The 18,348-nt window shown below is 55.8% G+C and carries 19 protein-coding genes; 8 read left to right on the top strand and 11 right to left on the bottom strand.

Features of this window, described 5'->3' with window-relative positions; genetic code table 11:
• Positions 1-546: 546 nt before the first annotated feature.
• The gene (locus BM029_RS24550; RefSeq protein ID WP_092355103.1) at positions 547-1,251 is read right to left on the bottom strand and encodes an MgtC/SapB family protein; all 705 of its coding nucleotides are present in this window, start codon (positions 1,249-1,251) and stop codon (positions 547-549) included.
• A 325-nt stretch (positions 1,252-1,576) separates the two neighbouring features.
• Complete coding sequence (gene tcdA / locus BM029_RS24545) at positions 1,577-2,461, bottom strand: tRNA cyclic N6-threonylcarbamoyladenosine(37) synthase TcdA (protein ID WP_092440558.1); 885 nt, start codon at positions 2,459-2,461, stop codon at positions 1,577-1,579.
• A 213-nt stretch (positions 2,462-2,674) separates the two neighbouring features.
• On the opposite strand from tcdA, the gene BM029_RS24540 reads away from it, so the two are divergent.
• The 3 genes from BM029_RS24540 to BM029_RS24530 all read left to right on the top strand — a co-directional run bounded on the left by BM029_RS24540 (position 2,675) and on the right by BM029_RS24530 (position 5,169).
• On the top strand, positions 2,675-3,223 hold the full coding sequence (locus tag BM029_RS24540) for a hemerythrin domain-containing protein (RefSeq protein WP_092440556.1): 549 nt from the start codon (positions 2,675-2,677) through the stop codon (positions 3,221-3,223).
• On the top strand, positions 3,220-3,873 hold the full coding sequence (gene pdxH / locus BM029_RS24535; protein WP_092440554.1) for a pyridoxamine 5'-phosphate oxidase: 654 nt from the start codon (positions 3,220-3,222) through the stop codon (positions 3,871-3,873). The genes BM029_RS24540 and pdxH overlap by 4 nt, the downstream gene beginning before the upstream one ends.
• Positions 3,874-3,954: 81 nt before the next feature.
• Entirely contained in the window at positions 3,955-5,169 is a 1,215-nt protein-coding gene (locus BM029_RS24530) for an SAM-dependent methyltransferase (protein ID WP_092440552.1), read from the top strand.
• Between the two features lie 84 nt (positions 5,170-5,253).
• Here the strand turns inward: BM029_RS24530 and msrA are convergent, their stop codons facing one another.
• The 9 genes from msrA to BM029_RS24485 form a co-directional block, all read right to left on the bottom strand.
• Positions 5,254-5,787, bottom strand: a complete 534-nt coding sequence (msrA, locus tag BM029_RS24525; RefSeq protein ID WP_092440550.1) for a peptide-methionine (S)-S-oxide reductase MsrA — start codon at positions 5,785-5,787, stop codon at positions 5,254-5,256.
• Positions 5,788-5,974: 187 nt separating this feature from the next.
• A complete protein-coding gene (locus BM029_RS24520; RefSeq protein ID WP_092440548.1) occupies positions 5,975-6,691 on the bottom strand; it encodes an OmpW/AlkL family protein in 717 nt (238 codons plus the stop codon).
• Between the two features lie 278 nt (positions 6,692-6,969).
• Positions 6,970-8,028 carry an L-threonylcarbamoyladenylate synthase gene (locus tag BM029_RS24515; RefSeq protein WP_371329164.1) on the bottom strand — a complete coding sequence of 353 codons (1,059 nt, stop codon included), beginning with the start codon at positions 8,026-8,028 and terminating at the stop codon, positions 6,970-6,972.
• Positions 8,029-9,225, bottom strand: coding sequence for a 5-(carboxyamino)imidazole ribonucleotide synthase (locus BM029_RS24510; RefSeq protein WP_244545212.1), 1,197 nt, complete (start codon positions 9,223-9,225; stop codon positions 8,029-8,031).
• Positions 9,226-9,230: 5 nt separating this feature from the next.
• Entirely contained in the window at positions 9,231-9,740 is a 510-nt protein-coding gene (gene purE / locus BM029_RS24505; RefSeq protein WP_371329163.1) for a 5-(carboxyamino)imidazole ribonucleotide mutase, read from the bottom strand.
• On the bottom strand, positions 9,740-10,636 hold the full coding sequence (locus BM029_RS24500) for a phosphoribosylaminoimidazolesuccinocarboxamide synthase (protein WP_092440544.1): 897 nt from the start codon (positions 10,634-10,636) through the stop codon (positions 9,740-9,742). Before BM029_RS24500 ends, purE begins: the two co-directional genes overlap by 1 nt.
• 116 nt (positions 10,637-10,752) lie before the next feature.
• A complete protein-coding gene (fba, locus tag BM029_RS24495; RefSeq protein WP_092355129.1) occupies positions 10,753-11,817 on the bottom strand; it encodes a class II fructose-bisphosphate aldolase in 1,065 nt (354 codons plus the stop codon).
• A gap of 96 nt (positions 11,818-11,913) precedes the next feature.
• Complete coding sequence (pyk, locus tag BM029_RS24490; RefSeq protein WP_092440542.1) at positions 11,914-13,347, bottom strand: pyruvate kinase; 1,434 nt, start codon at positions 13,345-13,347, stop codon at positions 11,914-11,916.
• A 92-nt stretch (positions 13,348-13,439) separates the two neighbouring features.
• Complete coding sequence (locus BM029_RS24485; protein WP_092440540.1) at positions 13,440-14,630, bottom strand: phosphoglycerate kinase; 1,191 nt, start codon at positions 14,628-14,630, stop codon at positions 13,440-13,442.
• 291 nt (positions 14,631-14,921) lie between these two features.
• On the opposite strand from BM029_RS24485, the gene BM029_RS24480 reads away from it, so the two are divergent.
• From BM029_RS24480 to BM029_RS24460, 5 genes are all read left to right on the top strand, one after another.
• Positions 14,922-15,848: a branched-chain amino acid transaminase gene (locus BM029_RS24480; RefSeq protein ID WP_092440538.1), complete on the top strand. Its 927-nt coding sequence runs from the start codon at positions 14,922-14,924 to the stop codon at positions 15,846-15,848.
• Positions 15,849-15,904: 56 nt separating this feature from the next.
• The gene (locus tag BM029_RS24475; RefSeq protein WP_092440536.1) at positions 15,905-16,117 is read left to right on the top strand and encodes a zinc-finger domain-containing protein; all 213 of its coding nucleotides are present in this window, start codon (positions 15,905-15,907) and stop codon (positions 16,115-16,117) included.
• Between the two features lie 86 nt (positions 16,118-16,203).
• Complete coding sequence (locus BM029_RS24470; RefSeq protein ID WP_092440534.1) at positions 16,204-16,635, top strand: YybH family protein; 432 nt, start codon at positions 16,204-16,206, stop codon at positions 16,633-16,635.
• A gap of 50 nt (positions 16,636-16,685) precedes the next feature.
• On the top strand, positions 16,686-17,657 hold the full coding sequence (locus tag BM029_RS24465) for a YheT family hydrolase (protein WP_092440532.1): 972 nt from the start codon (positions 16,686-16,688) through the stop codon (positions 17,655-17,657).
• A complete protein-coding gene (locus tag BM029_RS24460) occupies positions 17,658-18,254 on the top strand; it encodes a DUF2946 family protein (protein ID WP_092440530.1) in 597 nt (198 codons plus the stop codon).
• The last annotated feature ends 94 nt before the right edge of the window (positions 18,255-18,348 follow it).

Below are 18,348 nucleotides of genomic sequence, written 5' to 3'. Positions count from 1 at the left end.
GCATTGCTGCCTAGCATCTCTGCTATCGCTCACTCAAAATACTGACAGGCCACTTTCTCTCGAAAGCGCCTATTTTCTTCTTTTGTGAACATTTAATGTTTTAAGTTATACGCTAGCGACTTACGTCACCAGCGCTGCACTTCCATCAAACGCCCACACTTATCGACTGTTAATTGTTAAAGAACCTTCTACTTCGCGTCACCAGAACCCCGGTTCGCGTCGCTGTCAAATCGTTTTGTTTGTCAGCAGCAGAGAGATGAGATTATGTGGCGTTTCGCGTTTTTCGTCAACTACTTTTTTACTACTCACCGAAAAACTTTTTACCGCCCACACCAACTTCAACCCGCTTTATTTCCCTCAAACTTCGCTCCCCAAAACAGCCTTTTTACCTCTCAGCTGCTTCGTTTATTTCGCGTCGTTCTCAACGGGAGGCGAACTATAGCAACCCTCTCCGCTCCCCGCAAGTACTTTGTTAAAGATATTTCGATTTACTTCATTTATCCAATTCTGCATCTATTAACCGTACCTATTAAGCGTAGCTACTGATTACACATCAACAGAGTTCAGCACAGCCCAGCGGGCAGCGCTGACGCCCTTCTCCAGGCTGACCCGGCTGACTATCTGCTCCAGCTGCAAATGATTGCTAGGTGAAGTAATCAAGTCCGCGCGCACCTCCAGCTGGGTACCTGAAGCCAGGTCCTCGCTATGCAACGACTGTACAACCAGGTGCGGCATGCCGTTGAGCATATGCAGCATCAAGGTCCGCACCTGCACCTCGTCTTCAGGCCGGCATACTACAGAGAGGCGATATACCTGCTCGATTTCCGTCGCGCTATGCAGATCCTGACGATTGATCATATGAGAGACGCCGCGCAACAGTACATTGGCGCCCAGAATTGCCGCCGCGCCGATAGCGGCTTCCAGCGCATGACCAAGCCCGCACAGCACGCCGACCGCGGCGGAACACCACAACGTGGCTGCGGTATTGAGCCCACGCACGTTAATCCCTTCGCGCATGATGACGCCGGCGCCGAGGAAACCGATACCGGACACTACATAAGAGGCAATCCGGGTCGCGCCTTGCGGATCCGATTCGAATGCCGACACCATGACAAACAGCGCCGCGCCAATCGATACCAGGGCATTAGTCCGCAAACCCGCCATGCGCTGGCGCATTTGGCGCTCTGCGCCTATCAGCGAACCCAAGGTCAGGGCGAGCAAGACTCGCAGGGTAAATATTTTCCAATCCATCTTCACTACCTTTCTGTATGCATCGAAATGCCAGCCGGCGACATTCCATGGGTGCGCATCGCTGCTTCAGAAACTGAAGATCAGCTAGCAAATCGAACAAACGAATGGATGGGATATATATAACGTATATATAAGACGCAGGGCGGCGATGCGAAATCGCCTGAGATACTACAGCGCGTCAATTCACCGGCTGTAGTTATGATCGACTAAAAGCAGGTGAATTGCGTCGGGCTGTGCGCCCATCCACAGGTACTGGTACAACTGTCCAAAACCGGATCTCCTACAAAGATAGTCCGCATGATTCTATTTAGACACCATTGGCAAGTCAAGTAATGCCCGGCGCATTTGCCACATCCGCTGCCGCATTCACTGTCACATCCGCCGCCAGCTTGCGCATGATGTGGGCGGCTGCCACCAGGCCGAAGGTCGCGGTTACCACCACCGCCGAACCGTAACCAGCGCAATTCAGGCCGGTTACGCCAGGCGCGACGTCGCCATCAACGGCACATACCTCTTCACTAAGCGGCGCACTTAACGGCTCGGTAGAAAACACGGCGTCGATGCCGAAGCGCACTTTATCGCCGCGCGGGAACCGGTACTCGGAACGCAGACGCTTGCGCACCTTCGCCAGCAGCGGCTCTTGTTCGGTTTTGGCAAGGTCGCGGACTTCAATACAGGTCGGATCTACTTGCCCTCCGGCGCTGCCAATCGTGATCAGCCGAATGCCCTTGTCGCGGCAATAGGCGATCAAGGCCGCTTTAGCGCGCACATTATCGATGGCGTCGATCACATAGTCGTAACGCCCTTCGCCAATCATTTCGGGCAAATTATCGGCGGTGATGAAATCTTCCACCTCGGTGACATGGCAGTACGGATTGATCTGGGCGATACGGGCCGCCAGCGCACTCACTTTGGCCTGGCCGAGCGTGTCGGTCAACGCATGGATCTGGCGGTTGATATTAGATTCAGCCAGGTTATCCAGATCGATCATGGTCAGATTGCCGATCGCACTGCGCGCCAATGCCTCGATCGCCCACGAGCCGACACCGCCAACCCCGATCACACAGACATGCGCTTGCAGAAAACGCGCCAGCGCGGCGGCGCCATACAGGCGGGCGATACCGCCAAAACGCCGGTCGAAATCAACCTCTTCGAGGTCTATGACAGGAACAGATGCGTCGGAAGCGCTTGATACGACAGATGAAGGCATGGTCGGGAGCAAAAAAATGTACGGGCAATTGCCAAAATATCCAGGAATGGCCGGATATCGCTATTGACGCTATTTTACCGGCTCCGTGAGACGAAATTATTTTGAAGTGTTTTAATATGGCTGTATTGATATTCGTCGCCAGCCATCCAGAAATTATCAAACAAGCATCAATTCGCCACGAGCGCCCCAGTTTAATCCACGAGATACATCATCATGCCGAATGCACTGATAGACACCGCGCCAGATTTCAGCCAGCCGATAGCAGTCCTCAAACACTGCCACGACCGGATACGCAAGCAGTTAACCACGCTGCAGAATTTGCTCGACCATGTGCCGCAACATGGCAACGATGCTCAGGCACAGCAGGCAGCCCACAGCGTCATGCGCTATTTCAACCAAGCCGCCCCGCATCATCATGCAGATGAGGAGCACGACTTGCTGCCGATGTTGCACGCCACAGCGACCGGAGAAGATGCTGCGGTGCTGCAAAGACTGGCACCCGAAATCCTGGCTGAACACCAACAGATGGACAGCCTCTGGCATTCCATCAACCGGCAATTGACGCATATCGCCGATGGTGACGCGGCAACCTCGGAAACGCTGCTGTCGCCGCAAGATGTCCATCAATTTTCCACCATCTACTCTGCCCATATGGAAAAGGAAGAAACCTGGATCGCGCCCATGGCAAAACGAATTTTCAATGCACAGCAGATGCAACAGCTAGGAGCAGCAATGCAGCAACGTCGAGGTATTTCAGCATGAGTCAGGCTAAGAGCCAATCCATAGCCGATCTCAGGATCGACTACAGCCAGGCCAGCCTGTCCGAGGCCGACAGCGCCGCCGATCCGTTTACGCAATTCGGAAAATGGTTCGATGAAGCCATCCACGCACAAGTGCCGGAAGCGAATGCGATGAGCCTGGCAACGGTAGGTAGCAATGGACGGCCGTCGTCGCGCATCGTGCTGATCAAACAATTCGATGAACATGGCTTCACCTGGTTTACCAATTTCGACAGCCGCAAGGGCCACGAACTGGCGCAGCATCCCTACGCCGCACTGTTGTTTCACTGGATAGCGCTGGAGCGCCAGGTGCGTATCGAAGGCCGCGTCGAACGCGTCTCCGAAAGCGACAGCGACGCCTATTTTCACAGCCGGCCGTTACGTAGCCGGCTCGGCGCGATCGCATCGGCACAAAGCCAGGCGATTGCCAGCCGCGAAATGCTCGAAGCCGAGTACGCAAAAGCCGAACAAAAGTTTGGCGATAATCCGCCACGACCAAAACATTGGGGCGGCTACAGACTGTTACCGGATACGGTAGAATTTTGGCAGGGACGTCAGTCTCGTTTGCATGACCGCATTCTGTATACCTTGGATGCAACTGGCAGCTGGCAGCGGCAACGCCTGCAGCCTTAGCGCACTTTTATTGGTCGACGCTGACAGCTTGGCAGAGGTACGCTAGATACAAGTTACAAGTATTTAACCGGAGGAGAAATCGTGTTCTGGGAAAAACGGCTTGAAAACTGGGTTAATGAGGTTCGTCACCGTGCCGCACTGCCATTGCGGCTCGAATTGTGGAACGGTCAGCGGTTTGACTTTGGCACCTACACGGCGCCGGAGGTTACCGTACGCGTCCCGCATGTCTCAGCGCTGTCTTACCTGCTGACGCCATCCCTCGCCAATCTCGGCGAAGCGTATGTCGAGGGGAAAATCGAAGTCGAGGGGAAAATCAGGGAAATCATCGCCATCGGTAATGCACTGGCGGCGAATACGCTGAAAGCAGATGGCAAATTTGCCCGTATTACTCGCACCTTCCGCCACAACAAGGAAAAAGATGCCGAGGCGATTCGTTATCACTACGACGTTTCCAATGATTTCTACAAGTTGTGGCTGGACCAGAACATGGTGTATTCATGCGCCTATTTTGAGAATGGCGATGAAGACCTGGCCACCGCGCAAATCAAAAAAATCGATCACATCCTGACCAAGATCCAGCTCCAGCCTGGCCAAACCTTGCTGGATATCGGCTGCGGCTGGGGTGCCCTGGTATTGCGGGCGGCGCAAAAATTCGGCGCCAAATGCGTCGGCATCACGCTTTCGGAAAATCAGTACGCATTAGCCAAAGAACGCGTTGCACTAGCCGGCCTTGAAGACCAGATAGAGATTCGCTTGCAAGACTATCGCGACATCACCGGCAGCTTCGACAGGATTACCAGCGTCGGCATGTTCGAGCATGTCGGCCTGAACAACCTGCCCATGTATTTTTCGCGGATCCGCAGCTTGCTGGCGGACGACGGCATCGCGATGAATCACGGCATCACCACTACCGACGTCGCGAATGGTGAAACGCCATACGGTGGCGGTGAATTCATCGAAAAATACGTGTTCCCACACGGTGAACTGCCGCATATCGGCCTGGTGCTGAAAACCATGCAGGAAGGTGGATTGGAAGTATTCGACGTGGAAAATCTACGACGCCACTATGCCAAGACTTGCGGCATCTGGGCAGACAATCTGGAAGCGCGCGCCGATGAAGTCAGGAAAGCCGCCGACGACCGCCGTTTCCGCATCTGGCGCATTTATCTGGCCGGCAGTTCTTACGGCTTCGAGCGCGACTGGATGTCGCTGTACCAGGTGGTTTGCCGCAAAGCCGGTCGCAGTGCGAACACGCTACCCTGGTCGCGGGATTATATTTACCAGGCTCCGCAATAATCCACGGGCTATCTATATATTTATCCACTGTTCCTGCAGGAACAGTGGATAGATCCTCAACTGTGCCCCGTCAGCTGCCGCCTCTCAGCTACCGATAACCTTCTCGGTAAAAATCTTTCGCAGCTTTGCCACTTTAGGCGCGACCACGAATGCGCAATAGCCTTGCAACGGATGCTGGCGAAAGTAATTCTGGTGGTAATCTTCTGCCTTGTAATAGGTTTCCGCGGGACTCAACTCAGTGATGATCGGTGCGTCCCAGACGTTGGCCATTTCTTTAATCACGTGTGCAGCAACTTCCTTCTGCTGCGGCGACTGGTAATAGATCGCCGAACGGTATTGCGTGCCGACGTCGTTACCCTGCCGGTTCAGCGTAGTCGGATCGTGAATTGTGAAGAAAATTTCCAACAACTCGCGAAAGCTGATCTGCTCCGTATCGAAGGTCACCGCCACTACTTCGGCATGTCCGGTTGTACCCTCGCATACCTGTTCATAACTCGGGTTGGCTACATGACCGCCGGTATACCCCGATTCGACATGCTCCACTCCCTTTATTTCCTGGTAAACCGCCTCCAGGCACCAGAAGCATCCGCCTCCTAATACTGCAATTTCCTTGGTCATGGCTGCTCTCCCCTGGTTGCCTTCTTATAACGCTTTAACTTTAACGCAATCTGCTCACACTTGTCGATGTAGATATACGCAATGTCACGTGCAACTCACTTGCACTCAAAGCAGGCAAAAAAAATGCCCTGACTATGCAGGGCATTTAATCCAAACCTTATTCGACGATTTCGACGATTTCGACGATTTAGAACTTGTAGCCGACACTCAACACCGAAACCAAAGGATTCAGGGTGATTTTAGTAGTGGCGTGCGTTGTCGATCCATCGCTATGGCGAGTAGACAGATCAGCCTTGGTCTTCAGCGGGACATAAGACAGGGATACGTTGGCGGACCAGTTCTTGTCGAAATTATAGGCCATACCAATGTTGGCGACTGGCACAAAAGAGCTGCTCAGATCGGCACTGGTAGAAGCACCTGGATCACCACCGCCGAGAAGACCGGTCAAGCTGCTGGTCAGCTTGATATTTGAATACCAGACGTACGCAGCACCGGCGCCGACGTAAGGACGGAACTGGCTGTTAGCGTCGCCGAAGTAATACTTGGCCAACAGAGCCGGGCTCCATTGTGTAGCCGTGCCGAGTTGCCCCAAACCGTTGAGGGAACCTTCACCGCTGAGCTTGAACTTCGGTGGAATACCCAAATCCGCCGTTACGGCGATATTGTCGGTAATGAAGTGTGTGAAAGACAGAAGAAGGGTATCAGCGTTGGAAACATGCGCACCACTATTTGGAACCGTGAAGGTCCCGAGCTTTAATGGTTCGCTGGATTGGTTCAGGCCGATGTGAGCCCAGCCTGCATTGATGAGGTTATCGCCTGCTTGTTGCGCCATTGCGGGTACGGCAAATGCTGCCAGCACGGACAGGGCTGCCAGCTTTGGTAATACGTTGAATTGTTTTTTCATATGTCTTCTCCAAGTTACACTTCATTTTCAATTGCGGGATCTTTGCCTGCAGCGAATACAGCACAAACCCATTTTGTGGCGTTTTGCAAATCCGGTCCGGCCAGGCCATACCAGACAACGCTCTCTTATTCGACTGCGGTTACCAAATTCGCGTATCCGTGATTTCCGGATATCGTCTCACGCACATTACCCCGAAAAGAACGCGCGTGCTATTCTTTTTTTTACACTATGCCAGCTTTGGAATCATTTGACTATAGTTGTAGCTTTTTTACCTCAAATTATTTTTTAAAGCCTGCCAGAACGGCAGATGAGTCGTGCGCGGCTCGACGCAAACGATCGTTGATACCCTGCCAGGCGAGATCGGATGGCGGTGCTTCCACCACAATCAGGTCGGCCGCCGCGTGATCCATATTACGCAGTGCCGCATAAAGATCATGGGCATAGGCTTGAGGCGATGCAGTCATTGGAGAGTGCGCGGCCAACGGCGGCACTTCCGCGGCGAGCGCCGAATAATTGATCAGTGCCAGATTTTGCCCGGCCTGATGTAATTGCTGCAGTGCGCCAGTCAACTGCTCTGGAGGTACCAGCAGCACGGGGGTGCGCGGCGCGTAATGCGACTCCAGCGTACCGGAAGCACGTGGTGCAGACGCATCGGCGGCTTGTACCGCAACCCCCAGCACCGCGCCGATTTGTGCGGCGCTGATATGACCAGGGCGCAGCAGCACCGGCCCATGCGAGGCCAGGCGCGACAAATCGATGATGGTCGACTCGATGCCAACTTCGCTCTGGCCACCATCCAATATGCAAGCGATCGGACTGTCGCCATCGGCGTCGAACTCATCGCGCACATGCTGCGCCGTGGTCGGACTGACATGACCGAACTTGTTAGCAGACGGGCCGGCAATGCCGCCCTTGCCGCCTTTGAACTCACGCAGCAATGCCTGAGCCACCGGATGCGAAGGACAACGCAAGCCAATCGAGTTCTGGCCACCTGAAACCTGATCCGGGATATGCGCTGCGCGCGGCAAGATCAGTGTCAGAGGTCCTGGCCAAAAAGCGGCGATCAATGCCCGCGCCTGTGGCGGCACCGACTCTACCCAATAGCCGATGTCCGCCTCGGGCGCCACATGGACAATCACCGGATGGTTGGACGGCCGTCCCTTGGCGGCATATATGCTGGCAACCGCCGCCGCATTTTCGGCATCGGCTCCCAGTCCGTACACAGTTTCAGTAGGAAACGCGACCAATGCACCGGCTTCCAGCTTACGTGCGGCCAGTTGGATTGCTTGCAGATCTATCTTCGCGTCCTTCATCGCGCCGCTCATCGAACCTTTCATTTACGCTGCAATGCCGAGGATTTCGCAAGCCGCCGCCATTTGCTGCTGGGCTTCTGTCAAGGTCGCTGCGATGAAAGTGATATGCCCCATTTTGCGCGCGCGGCGTGCCTGCGCCTTGCCGTACAAATGCAAATGCGCCGCCGGCAAAGCCAGTATCCGGTCCCATGCCGGCTCGCGCGCTTGTTCGCTATCGCCGTCAAACCAGACATCGCCCAGGATATTCAACATCACCGCCGGCGAATGTTGACGGGTATCGCCCAACGGCATGCGCGCCATCGCGCGGACTTGCTGTGCGAACTGACTGGTAACGCAAGCATCCATGGTGTAGTGGCCGCTGTTATGCGGACGCGGCGCCATCTCGTTGACCACCAGGGAACCGTCCTGCAGGACAAAAAATTCAATGCACAGGACGCCGACATACGCGAGTTGCTCGATGATGGCCAGCGCTGCATGCTGGGCCCGCTTGGCGGTTTCGTCGCAGACATTCGGACCAGGCACGGTAGTGGTGAACAGAATGCCGTCGCGATGCACGTTTTCGGCAATCGGATACACCGCCGCCGTACCGTCGACGCCACGCACCACCAGCACCGAAACCTCGTAGGCCAGCGGCAGCATTTTTTCCAGCACGCAGGCCACGCCGTTCATATCGGCAAATGCCAGGCGCACTTCGTCCAGGGTGCGCACCCGCGCCTGCCCCTTGCCGTCGTAACCGAGGCGGACCGTTTTCAGGATGCCTGGCAATAGGTCGGCGGGGATTTTATCAATATCCGCTGCCGATGCAATCAGATGATGCGGTGCCGGCAGCACCGTCGAAGTCTTGGCGCAATCGGTGAAAAAACGCTTTTCCACCATGCGATCCTGGGCTACCGAGACGCAGGCAGCGGCAGGAGCGACAAAGCTGTTCCGCGCTAGTATCGCCAGGCTCTCGGCCGCGACGTTTTCAAATTCGGTAGTGACTGCCGCACACAAACCGGCCATTTCGGTCAATGCAACTTCATCGCTGTAATCAGCCAGGAAATGGCGATCCGCGACATGCCCGGTCGGGCAATCCTGCTCGGGCTCCAGCACAGCTACCTTGTAGCCCATGGCTTGCGCTTCGTGCGTAAACATGCGGCCCAACTGGCCACCGCCCATCACGCCAAGCCAGGTTGCCGGCGTGGTGGCTGGAACAATCGGATCGATGGATTCGTGTTGCATACTGCTCATACCGGTGGCAATTTCATATCAAGGGCAATTTGCGTCTGTTTGACGCGGAACGCCAGCAGCTTGTCGGCCAGCGCCTGGTCAGTGGTGGCCAGCATGGCGATGGCTGACAGCGCCGCATTGGCCGCGCCGGCTTCGCCGATGGCATAGGTGGCGACCGGAATGCCTTTTGGCATCTGTACGATCGACAGCAAGGAATCTTCGCCGCGCAAGTACTTGGACGGCACTGGTACGCCCAGCACCGGCACGATGGTCTTGGCTGCAATCATGCCCGGCAGATGAGCGGCGCCGCCAGCGCCAGCGATGATGGCGCGCAAGCCGCGTGCACGCGCAGTTTCGGCGTAAGCAAACATCTGATCCGGCATACGGTGCGCCGAGATCACTTGCGCCTCATGCGCAACGCCAAACTCAGTCAGGATCGCGACCGCGTGCTGCATCACATCCCAATCGGAAGAAGAACCCATGACGATGCCAATCAGCGGCTGGTTCACAGTATCCTTGGTCATCATCAATCCTTCAGCGTTTCGCCGGTCAGGCTGAACAGTGCTTCACGATACTTGGCCCCGGTTTTTTCGATCACGTCATCAGGCAAAGTCGGCGCCGGAGCGGTCTTGTTCCAACTGGTGACAGTTTCCAGGTAATCACGCACGAACTGCTTGTCGAACGACGGCGGCGAGATGCCGACCTGATAGCTGGACGCCGGCCAGAAGCGCGACGAATCGGCGGTCAGCACTTCATCCATCAAATGCAGCGTGCCGTCCTGGTCGAGACCGAATTCAAATTTGGTGTCGGCGATGATGATGCCGCGCGTTGCAGCATAATCGGCTGCCGTCTTGTACAGCTCGATACTGATGCTGCGGATCTTGCCAGCCAGTTCCTTGCCGATCCGGCTTTCCATGTCGGCAAAGCTGATGTTCTCGTCATGTTCGCCCATCTCAGCCTTGGCGGCCGGCGTGAAAATCGGCTCGGCCAGCTTGGCTGCCTGTTGCAAACCGGCCGGCAAGGTAATGCTGCAGATCGCACCAGTCGCCTGATAATCTTTCCAACCAGAACCGATGATGTAACCGCGCACCACTGCCTCGACCATGATCGGCTGCAGGCGTTTCGCCACCACCGCACGGCCGCGCACTTGCTCGACCTCATCCGCCGCCACCACCGATTCCGGCGCGATGCCAGTCAGATGGTTAGGAACAATCGCCGCCAGCTTGTCGAACCAGAAATCGGACATGCGGTTCAAGACCTTGCCTTTGCCCGGGATCGGTTGATTCATGATGACGTCGAAAGCCGACAGGCGATCGGAAGTAACGATCAGGATCTTGTCTTCACCGACGGCATAGTTTTCGCGCACCTTGCCGCGACCGAGCAACGGCAGGGAGGTGATGGTGGATTGGTAGAGGCTTGTCATGGTTATTCCATAAGTCAGAAAACCAGCTTGCAGGATGACTGATGCGCCATCCCCCAAGCTGGTAAATTATTGCGCCCGGCCATACCGGGCGCTATTACGACATCTATATCTATCTGTTACTGAACGATCTGCGCCAGCTCGCCCTTCTTGTATTTCTCTGCAATTTTTTCCAGCGAAACCGGCTTGATCTTGGCAGCCTGGCCTTCACAGCCAAACGCCAGGAAACGAGCTTTCACCACTGCCTTGGCCGCTTCGCGTGCCGGCTTGAGGTAATCGCGCGGATCGAACTTGCTTGGATTCTCGATCAGATAACGACGAATCGCGCCGGTCATTGCCAGGCGGATGTCGGTATCGATATTGATCTTGCGCACGCCGTGACGAATCCCTTCCTGGATTTCTTCCACCGGCACGCCGTAGGTTTCTTTCATGTCGCCGCCGAACTCGCGGATTTCCGCCAGCAATTCCTGTGGCACCGATGACGAACCGTGCATCACCAGATGGGTGTTTGGAATGCGGGTGTGGATTTCCTTGATGCGTTCGATCGCCAGGATATCGCCGGTTGGCTTGCGCGAAAACTTGTAGGCGCCATGCGAAGTACCGATCGCAATCGCCAGCGCATCGCACTGGGTCAGCTTGACAAAATCGGCAGCTTGCGAGACGTCGGTCAACAACTGTTCACGCGTCATCTTGCCGTCGGCGCCGTGGCCGTCTTCCTTGTCGCCCATCATGGTTTCCAGCGAACCGAGCACGCCCAGCTCTGCTTCCACGGTGACGCCGATAGCGTGCGAGAACTCCACCACTTTGCGCGACACTTCCACGTTGTATTCGTAGCTGGCAACCGATTTGCCGTCTTCCATCAACGAGCCGTCCATCATCACCGAAGTGAAGCCGGACTTGATCGCCGCCATACATACTGCCGGCGACTGGCCGTGATCCTGATGCATCACAACAGGGATGTGCGGGAAGGCTTCTACCGCTGCTTCAATCAGGTGGCGCAAAAATGCTTCACCCGCGTATTTACGGGCACCGGCCGAGGCCTGCATGATGACCGGCGCGCCGACTTCATCGGCCGCTTGCATGATGGCAGTGACTTGTTCCAGATTGTTGACGTTGAAAGCAGGCAGGCCATAGCTATTTTCAGCTGCATGGTCCAACAATTGACGCATGGATACTAGAGGCATGTTGTACTCCGATAATAGAAACTTGTTGTGGAACAGCGTTCAGGCGGTGCATTGTTATTAGTAACCTGCAGCCGCGCCGATTCTGTTCCAACGAATTCAATACTCGCCGATCTTCATGATCTTGAGCGCATTGGTGCCGCCGATTTGTCCCATCGGTTCACCCCACGTCACCACCACCAGATCGCCCAGCTGCACTACGCCCTTGGCCAACAGCAAATTCTGCGCCGCTTGCAACACCGCTTCGCGGTCGTTCGATTTAGCCAGCTCGAAAGTCTGGACGTTACGGAACAAGGCCGCTTTGCGCTGGGTGGCGACGCTCGGGGTGAGTGCAAAAATAGGAATATCGATGTTGTGGCGGCTCATCCAGAGTGCGGTAGAACCGGACTCGGTCAACGCGGCAATCGCCTTGACGCGCAGATGGTGAGCGGTAAACAAAGCGCCGTAGGCAATCGACTGGTCGACACGGGTGAAACGGACATTCAGGAAATCGGCGTCGAGCTTGCAGTCTTCCGATTTCTCGGCTTCCAGGCAAATCGCCGACATCGCTTCCACCGTCTCTACCGGATATTTACCGGAAGCGGTTTCAGCGGAAGTCATTACGGCGTCGGTGCCATCCAGCACGGCGTTGGCGACGTCGGACACTTCAGCACGTGTCGGCACCGCATTGACGATCATCGATTCCATCATCTGGGTCGCGGTGATCGCCAGTTTGTTGGACACGCGCGCCATCTTGATCATGCGCTTTTGCAGTGCCGGTACAGCAGCATTGCCAACTTCGACTGCCAGGTCGCCACGGGCAACCATGATGCCGTCGGAGGCGTCGAGAATTTCTTGCAATACAGGGATCGCTTCAGCGCGTTCGATCTTGGCGATCATCATCGGCTTGTGATCGTAGGCTTCGCCGGCCACATTGCACAATTGCCGCGCCATTTCCATATCGGTAGCGTTCTTCGGGAACGACACCGCAACGTAGTCGGCCTGGAAACTCATGGCGGTCTTGATGTCGTCCATGTCCTTGGAGGTCAGCGCCGGCGCCGTCAAGCCGCCGCCTTGCCGATTGATACCCTTGTTGTTAGACAGTTCGCCGCCGATCTTGACGATGGTATGGATCTCATTGCCGAGGATTCTTTCGACAACCAGCACGATCAAGCCATCGTTGAGCAACAGTACGTCAGCCGGTTTCAGGTCACGCGGCAAGGCTTTGTAATCGAGGCCGACGCGTTCCTGGCTGCCCATGGCGCAATCGGCGTCGAGAATGAATTTTTCGCCATTCTTCAACTCGATCTTGCCTTGCTCGAATTTACCGACCCGTATCTTCGGTCCTTGCAAATCGGCCATGATCGCGACTTGCTTACCGCAGGCCGTAGCCACTTCACGCACCAGCTTGGCGCGATCGATATGGTCCTGCGCCTTGCCATGCGAGAAATTCAGGCGCACCACATCGACCCCGGCGACGAACATCCGCGCCAGCGTGTCGGCATCGCTGGATGCAGGTCCGATAGTGGCGACGATCTTGGTAGCTCTTTGCATGGACAACCTTTCAGCACAGCATGAACAAACATCTGGACATTTGGTTGCTACAACCAAATGTCCGACTGGAAGCTAAAAATAAATACTAAATACTAAGCAGCGCGCTGTAACAAAATCTCAACCGCTGGCAGGGTCTTGCCTTCCAAAAATTCCAGGAAAGCACCGCCGCCAGTGGAGATATAGCCGATCTTGTCGGTAATCTCGTATTTGGCAATTGCCGCCAGCGTATCGCCGCCGCCGGCAATCGAGAAAGCTTTGGAATTGGCAATCGCCAGCGCCAGGGTTTTAGTACCTTCGCCGAACTGGTCGAATTCGAACACGCCGACCGGGCCATTCCAGACCACGGTGCCAGCCTGGCCGATTTGCGCTGCCAGTATCGCTGCAGTCTTCGGGCCGATGTCCAGAATCAGGTCGTCGTCAGCAACATCGGCGACATCCTTGATCTGCGCAGCTGCGGTTGGCGAAAATTCCTTGGCGCACACCACATCCACCGGAATCGGTACCGAGGCGCCGCGTTTGGCCATCATCTCGATAATAGCTTTGGCTTCTTCCACCAGATCTGGTTCCGCCAATGACTTACCGATTTTCAAGCCGCTTGCCAGCAAGAAGGTATTAGCAATGCCGCCGCCGACGATCAGATTATCGACCTTGTCGGCCAGCGCTTTCAATATAGTCAGTTTGCTCGACACTTTCGAGCCGGCGACGATCGCCACCAGCGGCCGCGCCGGCTGGTTCAGGGCTTTGCCCAAGGCATCCAGTTCGGCAGCCAGCAAAGGGCCGGCACAGGCAACCGGCGCAAATTTGGCGATGCCGTGGGTAGTGGCTTCGGCCCGGTGCGCGGTACCGAAAGCGTCGTTGACGTAAATATCGCAGAGCTTGGCGATCTTTTGCGCCAGTTCGTCGCTATTCTTTTTCTCGCCCTTGTTGACGCGGCAATTTTCCAGCAGCACCACCTGGCCCGGCGCCACTTCGACGCCGTCGGTCCAGTTTTGACGCAGCTCAACCGGCTGGCCCAGTAATTCCGCCAGGCGCCTGGCGATAGGCGCCAGCGAATCTTCCGGCTTGAATTCGCCTTCGGTCGGACGTCCCAGGTGTGAAGTTACCATCACCGCCGCCCCCGCATCCAGCGCCTGGCGAATCGCCGGCACCGAAGCGCGCACGCGCGTATCTTCAGTAATATTGCCCGCAGCATCTTGCGGTACATTGAGGTCGGCGCGGATAAACACGCGCTTGCCTTGCAGCTGGTGTTGCGCGATCAAGTCGCTTAGTCGATTGAATTTCATGTCGATCAGGCAATATTAGTGAGGAAAAGCCGCTATTTTACTCCAGCAGCCTCTGTCGAAACACGGTTTTGCGCACATAGCGGTACTCAAAAGTCACATTCCGAAACCAATATTCTACAGAGTAGGCCTCATCGAATCCGTTAAAATGTCACTTTATACCTAAGAATCTGCCAAATATCTGTAGTGAGCGCGTGGTGGGCCCATAGTGAACTATGGGCGGCTGGCCGCCACCACAAATAATTGCAGATTCAGCAATTTTTCAGCAACTTCCTATTTATCGGAGATTTGAACATGTCCATGGATGACCGCGACGGCAAGATTTGGAAAGATGGCAAACTGATTGACTGGCGTGAAGCCAATATCCATGTCCTGACGCATTCGCTGCACTACGGCATGGCGGTTTTCGAAGGCGTGCGCGCTTATGAGACCGATCAAGGTCCTGCGATTTTCCGCCTGAAGGAGCATACTCAGCGCCTACTGAATTCGGCCAAGATTTTCCAGATGCACGTGCCGTACGACCTGCAAACCCTGATCGATGCGCAAATCCAAGTGGTGCGCGAAAACAAGCTGGAATCCTGCTATATGCGGCCGCTGATCTGGATCGGTTCGGAAAAGCTGGGTATTGCCGCCAAAGGCAACACCATCCACGTCGCGATTGCCGCCTGGCCTTGGGGCGCCTATCTGGGCGAAGACGGGCTGGCTAAAGGGATACGCGTCAAGACATCATCGTTCAGCCGCCACCACGTCAATGTATCGCTGGTGCGCGCCAAAGCCAGCGGTTATTACATCAACTCGATCCTGGCTAACCAGGAAGCATTGACCGACGGTTACGACGAAGCTCTGCTGCTGGATACCGACGGCTACGTCTCGGAAGGTTCCGGCGAAAACGTGTTTATCGTCAGGAACGGCAAGATCTATACGCCTGACCTGGCTTCCTGCCTGGACGGCATTACCCGCGATGCGGTGCTGACCATGGCGCGCGACAGCGGCATCGAAGTCATCGAGAAGCGCATCACCCGCGACGAAGTGTATTGCAGCGATGAAGCCTTTTTTACTGGCACCGCCGCAGAAATCACGCCGATCCGCGAACTCGACAATCGCACCATAGGCGAAGGCAAGCGCGGCCCGGTCACTGAAAAACTGCAGTCGATGTTTTTCGATGTGGTGGCAGGCAAGTCGCCCAAATATCAGCACTGGCTTACCGTGGTTGGAAAATAAGCCAGCGTCATCCCAGCTAAAGTACAAGTCAAGCACAAGTAAATTTGGAGAAGCAAATGAATACAGCAGCAAAAGCAACAACGACGATTCAAACCCCGGTTGAACTCGACGGCAAGGATCTACCGGCGCATTGCCCTAATCCGCTGATGCCGGTCTGGTCGTCGCATCCCCGCGTGTTCCTGAATCTCGACAGCAGCGGCAGCGCCAAATGCCCTTACTGCGGCACGCAATACCGGCTGAAACCGGGTGCCGTTATCACAGGACACTAATCAAAATAAAAGGGAGCTCGGCTCCCTTTTTTGATGACGGAAAAGCATTGCGATAGCCGATCAAACTGTTTGAACACGGAGCCCCTATGCCACATGCCAAATTCATGCACGGTTCAGCCGAAGAAACCGAGACCGCTTTTTACGACGCCATGAGCCGAGCCGATATCGAAGCAATGATGACGCTATGGGCCGATGACGACGAAATCGTCTGCATCCATCCGAATGCCACCAGGCTGCATGGGCATGCGGCGATCCGGGCAGCGTTCGAAAGCTTGTTCGAACGCGGCGGCGTTCATATCCGTGCGCGCCAGTTGCATGTGACGCATAATCTATCGACCAGCATTCACAACCTGGTGGAAGAGCTGCACCAGGCCAGCGAGTCCGATCGCGAAATGCATATCCTGGCGACCAATATCTACATGAAGACGCCACGCGGCTGGCGTATCGTGCTGCATCACGCCTCTGTGGCGCCGGGCGCAGCGCCGGAAGAAACCGCATCCAGCACTACCTTGCATTGAACAAATTGAACAGATTGAATAGATTACACAGATCCGACACAGAAAATAGTATGCCTGCTTCCGTCTCACCTGGTTCCTACCCTGCGCCGCTATGGCTGCCCGGCGGACATCTGCAAACCATTTATCCGGCTACCTGCATCAGCAAACCGGCAGTCGCCTACAGACGCGAACGCTGGGATACGCCGGATGGCGATTTCATCGACATCGATTTTGTCGACGGCCAGCCAGGGCAACCACTGGTGGTGCTGTTTCACGGCCTGGAAGGTTCTTCCGCCAGCCACTACAGCCGCGCCCTGATGGCGCAACTGGCAACGCTCGGCTGGTCCGGTGCGGTACCGCACTTCCGTGGCTGTTCCGGTGAAATCAACCAGGCACCGCGTTTTTACCACTCCGGCGACGCCGAAGAGGTCGACTGGATACTGCGCCGCCTGGTTGCCAGCCGCGCCACCCGGCAATTTGGTAAATTCTATGCGACCGGTGTTTCACTTGGCGGCAACGCGCTGCTGCGCTGGCTCGGCGAATCCCAGCACCAGGCAGAAATCATCGACGCCGCCTGCGCCATTTCCGCACCGCTCGATCTGGCCGGCGGTGGCGCCGCCTTGTCGCATGGTTTCAACATGGTCTACACCCGCTCGTTCCTGCGCACGATGAAAAGCAAGTCGCTCGACAAGCTGCAACAATTCCCGCGCCTGTTCGACCGCGAAAAAATGCTGAACGCGCGCGACCTGTATGAGTTCGACAACATCGTCACAGCGCCCCTGCATGGTTTCCGCGACACCGACGATTACTGGCATCGCGCCAGCGCCAAGCTGGTGATCAACGACATCACAGTCCCGACCCTGGTGCTCAACTCCCGCAACGACCCGTTCCTGCCGCCGCAGCATTTGCCGCCCAAGGCCGCCACCAGCGTCACCCTCGAATATCCTGATCAAGGCGGTCACGTAGGATTCGCCGTTGGCGGCCCGCCCGGCCGCCTCGATTGGCTGCCGCAGCGCATGCTGCGTTTTTTACAAGGTAACTAGATGGATCAAATCGTAGCCCAAGCCATGCAGAAATGGCCCAACGTCCCCCATTGCCACGGTTGGCTGGCGCTGGACGCGCGTGGCGCCTGGCGCATGCGCGATGAACAGACGCAGCGCCAGAACCTTCCTGGCGACAAGATCATGCACACGGCGTTGGTCGGCTTTATCAATCGCAATTACGGCGCAGACGACCAAGGCTGCTGGTACTTCCAAAATGGCCCGCAACGCGTCTATGTCGATCTGGAGCTGACACCCTACATCGCCCACACCGATCCGATCCAAGGTTTTGTCCTGCAAACCGGCGAGCCGATGACGGCAATCGAATCAGTCATGCTAACCGAACAAGGCCGCCTACTACTGATCGCCCCAAACCAGGTAGCCGCAATCGACGATCGCGACCTGGCGCAATGCCTGGCCGACCTGCGCATAGACGGAGAAATCGCCAGCGATGAAGCACTACTGGAATGGATGGCAAACCCGTCAAAGAGTCAAACCCTGACATGGCAAAAAACCGGAACAACACTAACAGTCGAACATATCGCCACAGAAAATATTTCAACTCGCTTCGGTTTTACTCAACACCCCCGAGAGAAATAGTTAAATAGGGTCAGAGTCTGACCCTTCCCCTCAAATAATCGATAAAAATCAAAGGGCTAATGATTTTGAATTGTCAGTTGCATGCATGAGCTGT

It is taken from the genome of Collimonas sp. OK607, assembly GCF_900111995.1.
GTDB lineage: Bacteria > Pseudomonadota > Gammaproteobacteria > Burkholderiales > Burkholderiaceae_D > Collimonas.
This window is presented reverse-complemented; position numbering and strand designations above follow the sequence as displayed.